The organism is Nonomuraea sp. NPDC001684 (assembly GCF_053596515.1).
In genome coordinates this window covers 1-4,694 of the sequence record NZ_JBSFGJ010000597.1, presented here as the reverse complement: position 1 = coordinate 4,694, position 4,694 = coordinate 1, and the positions used below count along the sequence as shown (strand labels likewise).

Here is a 4,694-nt window from a genome sequence, read left to right as displayed (position 1 = left end):
CGCGGCGTTCAGGCCGTACACCAGGCCGCGCAGCTCCCGCTCCGGCTTGGGCGTGGTGACCAGCGTGACGATCACCGACACCAGCACGTCCACGGCGAAGGCGATGCCCGCGCCCCAGAAGCTGGCGTTCAGCTCGGTGCCGAAGTCCACCACGCCGGCCTTGTAGGCGAAGTACGACGCGAAGGCGCTCAGCGTTCCCGCCAGCAGCCCCCAGAACCCGGCCCACGGCGTCATCCGCCGCCAGAACAGCCCGACGACGAACGTCGCGAACAGCGGCGCGTTGAAGAAGCTGAACAGCGCCTGCAGGTAGTTCATGATGTTGGAGTAGCCGGCCGCGATGAACGCCGTGCCCACGCCGAGCGCCACGCCGGCGACGGTGGCGACGCGTCCGACGTTCAGGTAGTAGCCGTCCGGGCGGTCGGGCCGTACGTGCGCCTGCCAGATGTCGTTGGTGAACACCGTGTTGAACCCGCTGATGTTGGCCGCCATGCCCGCCATGAACGAGGCCAGCAGCCCGGTCACCGCGACGCCGAGCACGCCGTTCGGCAGCAGGTCGCGCATGAGCAGCGGGATCGCGTCGTTGTAGTCCTGGCCCTTGCCCAGGTCGCCGAAGAGCACCAGCGCGATCATCCCCGGCAGCACCGTGACCAGCGGGATCAACAGCTTGGGGAAGGCCGCGATGATCGGCGTCATCCGGGCCGCGTTGGTGTTCCTGGCCGACAGGGCGCGCTGCACCTCGGCGAAGTTCGTCGTCCAGTAGCCGAAGGAGAGCACGAACCCCAGCCCGAAGACGATCCCGATCCAGTGGGCCTGCATCGGGTTGGAGCCGGCGGTCCCGGCCCAGGTGTGCAGGCCGCCCTCGCCGAGCGCGCTCTGCCGTACCTTGTCGGACAGCCCGGCCACGCCGCCGACCTTGACCAGGCCGAGCACGGTCAGCGGGATCAGCCCGGCGAGGATCACGAAGAACTGCAGCACCTCGTTGTAGATGGCCGAGGACAGGCCGCCGAGCGTGATGTAGGAGAGCACGATCAGCGCCGAGACCACCACCGACACCGGCAGCGGCCAGCCCAGCAGGGCCTCCATGACCAGCGCGAGCGCGTACAGGTTCACCCCGGCGATGAGGATCTGCGCGACCGCGAACATGAGGGCGTTCAGCAGCTGGGTGGCGCCGTTGAAGCGCCTGCGCAGGAACTCCGGGACGCTGCGCACCTTCGAGCGGTAGTAGAAGGGCATCATCACGATGCCGAGGAACACCATCGCGGGGACGGCGCCGATCCAGTAGTAGTGCACGGTCATCGCGCCGTACTGGGCGCCGTTGGCCGCCATGCCGAGGATCTCGATCGCGCCCAGGTTGGCCGACACGAACGCCAGCCCGGTGATCCAGGCGGGCAGTCCGCGGCCCGCGAGGAAGAAGTCGAGGCTGGAGCTGATCCGGCGGCGGGCGGCGAACCCGATGGCGAGCACGGTGGCGAAGTAGACCGCGATGAGCAGATAGTCGAGGAGGTTGACGTCTAATCGCACAACCGGCCCGCTACCCGGAAAACACCGCGATAGCCGCACTGCGGGTGGGGTGCGGCGGGCGCTGTGGTGGGGTGCGTTGTGGTCGGCGTGCGGCGGGCGCTGTGGTGGGGTGCGTTGTGGTCGGCGTGCGGCGGGCGCTGTGGTGGGGTGCGTTGTGGACCGTGTGCGGTGGTCGCCATAGTGTCGAGAGGTGGACGTCGCCACCTTGACCCCCGCGCAGGCGCGGGCCCGCTTCCGCGTCGGCGAACGGGTGCCCACCGCGGGCTGGTGCCGCGGCTGGACGCAGGCCAACCTGATCGCCGTGCCCGCCGCCCTGCGGTACGAGCTGCTGCTGTTCGCCCACCGCAACCCCCGGGCGTGCCCCGTGCTGGACGTGGGCGAGCCGGGCGCCTGGTCGACCACCCTGTTCCGCGGCGACCTGCGCACCGACCTGCCCGGCTACCGCCTCTACCGCGACGGCGAGCCCGTGGCCGACCTGGATGAGGTGACCGGGCAGTGGCGGGCCGACCTCGTGCCGTTCCTCATCGGCTGCAGCTTCACCTTCGAGGCGGCGCTGCTGGCCGCCGGCGTCCCGGTACGGCACCTGGAGCAGGGCAGGAACGTGCCGATGTACCGCACGAACGTGCCGTGCGAGTCCACCGCCTCGCTGTCGGGGCCGCTGGTCGTCTCGATGCGGCCGGTCCCGGAGGAGCTGGTGCGGCGGGCCGTCGAGGTGAGCGGCAGGTATCCGCGGGTGCACGGCGCGCCGGTGCACGTGGGCGACCCGGCCGCGATCGGCGTGCTCGACCTGGGGCGTCCCGACTTCGGTGACCCGGTGGAGCTGCGGCCGGGGGACGTGCCGCTGTTCTGGGCCTGCGGGGTGACGCCGCAGGCGGCGGTCATGGCGAGCGGCGTGGAGTACGCGATCGGTCATCTGCCCGGTCACATGGCCGTGCTGGACGTCCGGGACGACGACTATCGAGTGACTTGACCAGATATTTCGCGGTATAGGTGGATGCTTCGGTCAGTTCGGCCGGGGTGCCTTCGAAGATCACCTCGCCGCCGTGCCGGCCGGCCTCGGGGCCGAGGTCGATGACCCAGTCGGCGTGCTTGACCACGTCGAGGTCGTGCTCGACGACGATGACCGTGTCGCCGCCGTCCACCAGCCGGTCGAGCAGGGCCAGCAGCGTGTCCACGTCGGCCATGTGCAGCCCGGTCGTCGGCTCGTCGAAGACGTACACCTGACCGCGCTCGCGCATCCGGTGCGCCAGCTTGAGCCGCTGCCGCTCCCCGCCGGACAACGTGCTGAGCGGCTGCCCGAGGGTCAGGTAGCCGAGCCCCAGCGCGCCGAGCCCGCCGATGCCCGGCAGGTCGAACAGGCCCGCGGCCTCCTCGGCCGTCATCGCCAGCACGTCCGCGATCGTGCGGCCCGCCACCGTGTACGACAGCGCCTCCGGGCTGTACCGGCTGCCGCCGCACGCGTCGCACACCCGGGTCACCGGGTCCATGAACGCCAGGTCCGTCTTGATCTCGCCGCGCCCCTTGCACACCGGGCACGCGCCGGCCGAGTTGAAGCTGAACAGCCCCGGCCGCACCCCGTTGGCGTCGGCGAACAGCTTGCGCAGCGGGTCCATGGCGTCGAGGTACGTCGCCGGGGTCGAGCGCGGCGAGCCGCCGATGGCCGACTGGTCGATGAGCACCACGTGCGGATGCCGGGCGACCAGCTCCTGGCGCATCAGCGTGCTCTTGCCCGACCCGGCCACCCCGGTGACCGCGGTGAGCACGCCGAGCGGCACGCGTACGGTGACGTCCTTGAGGTTGTGGGCGTTCGCGCCCTCGACGGTCAGCCAGCCGGCCGGGGCGCGCACGGCGTCCTTGAGCCCGGTGACCCGCCGCAGCATGCGGCCGGTCAGCGTGCCGCCGGACGTCAGCGCCGCCACCGTGCCCTCGAACACGACCCGGCCGCCCCGCGTGCCCGCGCCCGGCCCCATGTCCACCACGTGGTCGGCCAGCTCGATCAGGTCGCGGTCGTGCTCGACGACCAGCACCGTGTTGCCCTTGTCGCGCAGCTCCACCAGCAGGTCGCCGAGCCGGTGGACGTCACGAGGGTGCAGCCCCACGCTGGGCTCGTCGAAGATGTACGTCATGCCGGTGAGGCTGCTGCCCAGGTTCCGCACGGTCTTGAGCCGCTGCGCCTCGCCGCCCGACAACGTCGGCGTCCCGCGGTCGAGGCTGAGGTAGCCGAGGCCGATGGCGTCGATCCGGCGCAACGACTCCACCGCCGCCTCCGCCACCGGGTCGCCCAGGCTCTCCAGCGCGCCGATGAGGTCGGTCACCTCCATCGCGCAGTGGTCGGCGATGGACAACCCATCGATGCGCGAGGCCAGCGCGGCCGCGTTGAGCCGCCGGCCGCCGCACTCCGGGCACGTGGCCTGCCGCACGTACGGCGCCGCCGCCTTGTCGAGCTGGTCGAGGTCGCGCTTGAGGTGGATCCGCTCGAACCGGGTGACCAGCCCCTCGTAGGTGTTGGTGTACTCGCCGCGGCTGACCTTGAAGCCGCCGCCGTACAGCAGCAGGTCGCGCTCCTGCGGCGTGAAGCCGCGCAACGGCTTGTCCGGGTCGAACAGCCCCGACCTGGCGTAGAGCTGCCACACGTACGACCCGGGCGGGGCCATGCGGATCGCGCCCTCGTTCAGGGAGAGGTCCTCGTCGAGCAGCTTGCCGACGTCGGCCTCCACCTTCTTCCCCAGACCGTCGCAGACCGGGCACATGCCCTGCGGGTCGTTGAACGAGTACGCCGTCGCGGGCCCCGCCGACGGCTCGCCGCGCCGCGAGAACAGCACCCGCAGGATCGCGTGCACCTCGGTCATGGTGCCCACGGTCGAGCGGGCGCCGCCGCCGACCGGCTTCTGGTCCACGATCACGGCGGCGGTCAGGCCGGACATGCGCTCGGCGCGCGGGCGCTCGTGCTTGGGCAGCCGGTTCCTGACGAACGCGCTGAAGGTCTCGTTGAGCTGCCGCTGCGACTCCGTGGCGATGGTGCCGAACACGATCGAGGACTTGCCCGACCCCGACACGCCGGTGAACACCGTCAGCCGCTCCTTGGGCAGCCGCAGCGAGACGTCCTTGAGATTGTTCTGCCGCAGGCCGATCAGCTCGATGTCGCGCGACACGTGCCACACCCCCAATAGCTT

3 protein-coding genes are annotated in these 4,694 nt (G+C 71.1%); 1 reads left to right on the top strand and 2 read right to left on the bottom strand.

Annotated features, from left to right (window positions below; all coding sequences use genetic code 11):
* On the bottom strand, positions 1–1,521 hold a 1,521-nt coding region (locus ACWCSD_RS48090), incomplete at its 3' end, for a sodium:solute symporter family protein (protein WP_449925759.1).
* A 190-nt stretch (positions 1,522–1,711) separates the two neighbouring features.
* On the opposite strand from ACWCSD_RS48090, the gene ACWCSD_RS48085 reads away from it, so the two are divergent.
* The gene (locus ACWCSD_RS48085) at positions 1,712–2,491 is read left to right on the top strand and encodes a putative hydro-lyase (protein ID WP_358302488.1); all 780 of its coding nucleotides are present in this window, start codon (positions 1,712–1,714) and stop codon (positions 2,489–2,491) included.
* Here ACWCSD_RS48085 and ACWCSD_RS48080 read toward each other — a convergent pair.
* Entirely contained in the window at positions 2,400–4,688 is a 2,289-nt protein-coding gene (locus tag ACWCSD_RS48080; protein WP_449925762.1) for an excinuclease ABC subunit UvrA, read from the bottom strand. The genes ACWCSD_RS48085 and ACWCSD_RS48080 overlap by 92 nt on opposite strands.
* Positions 4,689–4,694 lie beyond the last annotated feature (6 nt).